This window comes from Shewanella sairae (assembly GCF_023283535.1).
Taxonomy (GTDB): Bacteria; Pseudomonadota; Gammaproteobacteria; order Enterobacterales; family Shewanellaceae; genus Shewanella; species Shewanella sairae.
In genome coordinates this window covers 1-2,709 of sequence record NZ_JAKILT010000133.1, presented here as the reverse complement: position 1 = coordinate 2,709, position 2,709 = coordinate 1, and the positions used below count along the sequence as shown (strand labels likewise).

General features: G+C 41.5%; 4 protein-coding genes. 2 read left to right on the top strand and 2 right to left on the bottom strand.

Annotation, left to right across the window (positions count from 1 at the left end; translation table 11 throughout):
• Positions 1-348: 348 nt before the first annotated feature.
• Positions 349-750 (bottom strand): hypothetical protein, encoded by a 402-nt coding sequence (locus L2748_RS23425; protein WP_220783621.1) that lies wholly within the window; start codon positions 748-750, stop codon positions 349-351.
• A 310-nt stretch (positions 751-1,060) separates the two neighbouring features.
• On the opposite strand from L2748_RS23425, the gene L2748_RS23420 reads away from it, so the two are divergent.
• Both L2748_RS23420 and L2748_RS23415 read left to right on the top strand, forming a co-directional pair.
• Positions 1,061-1,282 carry a hypothetical protein gene (locus L2748_RS23420; protein ID WP_220783620.1) on the top strand — a complete coding sequence of 74 codons (222 nt, stop codon included), beginning with the start codon at positions 1,061-1,063 and terminating at the stop codon, positions 1,280-1,282.
• Between the two features lie 473 nt (positions 1,283-1,755).
• On the top strand, positions 1,756-2,502 hold the full coding sequence (locus L2748_RS23415; RefSeq protein WP_248957799.1) for a hypothetical protein: 747 nt from the start codon (positions 1,756-1,758) through the stop codon (positions 2,500-2,502).
• Positions 2,503-2,567: 65 nt separating this feature from the next.
• On the opposite strand, the gene L2748_RS23410 is transcribed toward L2748_RS23415, so the two are convergent.
• The coding region (locus tag L2748_RS23410; RefSeq protein WP_248957800.1) for an HU family DNA-binding protein at positions 2,568-2,709 on the bottom strand (142 nt) is incomplete at its 5' end.

Here is a 2,709-nt window from a genome sequence, read left to right as displayed (position 1 = left end):
TGTAATAATCTCCCACATTATTAAATGAGTGTAACGTCTGTGGTTGACTATCTATTTTTTCGACTTGTTTTGTAAAATAGTGATGTGAAGTGCCCGCGAATGAGAGTGAAGCGAAGGAACTGATAAATAAAACGCTAATTAACTTTGTTTGTATTGAATGCATTATGACTCCCATAGCGACTATGGCGTATAATTATATATCTTTGGTAAGTCGATACATGTGTCAAAAATGCAATATTGTACCGCTTACCCGTGTTTTCTTGTATGGTTTGGTGCTTTTATTCCAAGTACCAAACCTTATTCGTTATGTATTTAATTGGTGATGGTATCAAATAGCCTGTAACGCTATTAATCCATCCTTAAATACCCGAAATCCCAAGCGTTATAACGTAGTGCGCATGTGTTTAGGTGTTCTATATGTATGGGTTGTTGTGACATTTTGGCAGAGAGTACAGCCGATACGACGGACTCATATAGTCGGTGGTCTGACGCGATAGCAACTCGCCCTTCACTGCCGCCACAAGCTGTCGACAAGCTGGGAGTCATGTAAAACACCATGAATGATTTATCGTTAGGATTGTAATTAGTCCAGTTATTTGAAAAAAACATAACTTGAGCAATTTTCCCAGTGTGTGAAGTGGCTTTTTTAGTGCTAAAGCCTTCAGGAGTGACGCCATCAGGAGTGTAATTTTCACTCCAAGATGTGGATGGTAATAATAGCAGCAGTAACATGACTTTTAATATTTTCATTTGATTAGTTCCTTCTAGATAGCTTGTATTATATATCGGTGATATTAATGTATTTATCATTCTGAATAGTCAATACAAAATCGGTGATAATGTGTGCTGACGCTAATTTAAACAGCTTCGTGCACTGTAGATTAAAAAATAAAGCGGTATTTTTTATGTTGCACGGGCTTTTGTGTCATTCGTTAGTGCTTTATGATTTTTGCGTAAAATAGGTGAGTTAAAATAACGTTTTTTTGTTCAACAAAAATATTCGCAGTGCTAAATTGACCGCAGGAGCTGTAGTTGCCCTATATTCATGAGGTAAGTGCTTATGTGTTCAGTAATTTGTTCTAATGGCGAGTGCCAACATGTTATCACGGTTAATTTGGATGATTTAGACCGCGAAAGTGATGGATTTAGTGGGACTCATACAACATGGTATCGGTACGAGGGGTATGTGGCATGCTCTCAATGTAAACACGTTACAGGGGTGTGTTTCGTGGCTGATGTAGACGATGAAACGGACGAGATTTTAAGTGTTGAGTTGGAATAAATTAACCTGCTTCAAAATATAAAAAATAAAGATTGTCGAAAGGCATTGTTCAGAATATTATTAATTAGCTCAACGGATTAATGATTATACGCCAGTCCTGTTCTAATCATTTTATGTCCATGTCCGTTGAGCTAACCAGACATAACAAAGCCAGATTGTGATTTAGCCCTTAAAGATACCGATATTTTTAAGGGTGTTTTTTGCCTGTAATTCAAGTTAACTCCCCAACAACAAAGCACTTCATGGCTTGCTTGCACTCGTAAGTGTGAGTAAGACGCTGCTTGTCTTCTCGTCAGTCAATTCCTCCAAGTCCCTCATTTTCGCTAATACGCCAACTCGTCACTGTCCTATGTCACAACCTAACCGGCAAGGGTTCGCTTCGCCGCGTTGCGCCCTGGCAGGTTAGAACGATGAAATAGGTCAGCGAGTTAGGCGATAGCAAAAAACGATGTACTTAACACGGAGAAATCAACATGTCACACTCAATGACCGCACCATCAACTCTCACTAACTCTGCAAGCAACCCAATCAGCTTAAAGACACAAGCAGGCTCCTACAAATCCGATGTATTGAAAGCCTTACAGCGATACAGAATCGTAGGCGCTGATAACCATATTGTTGACGGTTTAGTTAATCTTGGCTTGAGCGAGGCTGAAAGGGTGCTGTGTGGCTGTTTAAATGCGGGCGGCGATTGTTATATCCAAGATGAAGAACCCGCTTATCAGAAAGCTTTTGTGGTCGTTAATGCAGGTGTTCATCAAGGCCAATGCGGGTTTGTGGTTAAGGATTTAAAGGATAACTACCTTAGCGTTAAATTGGTTAAGAATGGTTGTCGTTATGTCTTTCTAACCCATGAGCTAGATTATGTCGGGCTGGCGTTAAGTGATACACATCATGGCGTTGAGGCGGTTATCTCGGTGGTTGACGGTGTGGTGGCTATTGTGGTCGAGGGAGAGTGTGACGCTGATATGTCGCAAATCATCAAGGAGGTCGGGGCATTGGTGAGTGATGATGAATGGCCTACTGGCTTTACTCTGAGTGGTAAACTCTTTGCGCCTGAATCACTCCCCGCTTACTTTGTGATTGAGTCGCCGTTGGTCGGTAATCAAGAGTATTACATTGCTTACAACTGCGGCGGTTATTGTGTTGACCAAAGGACGGGGACAGCAGAGTACCATAGCGGTGTGGTGATTTTTGATACGTTACGATTGAGGCGATAGCGGTTAGGTTTGGTGGAAAAATAAAAAGCGTCAAAATGACGCTTTTTATTGAGGAGCTGAGTGTATTAAGCGTTAACGGCGTCTTTCAGCGTCTTACCTGCTTTGAAGCTTGGTATATTAGCTGCGGCAATGGTTAACGGCTCACCCGTTCTAGGGTTGCGACCAACACGTTCTGCGCGCTTTGATACCTTGAACGTACCAAAGCCC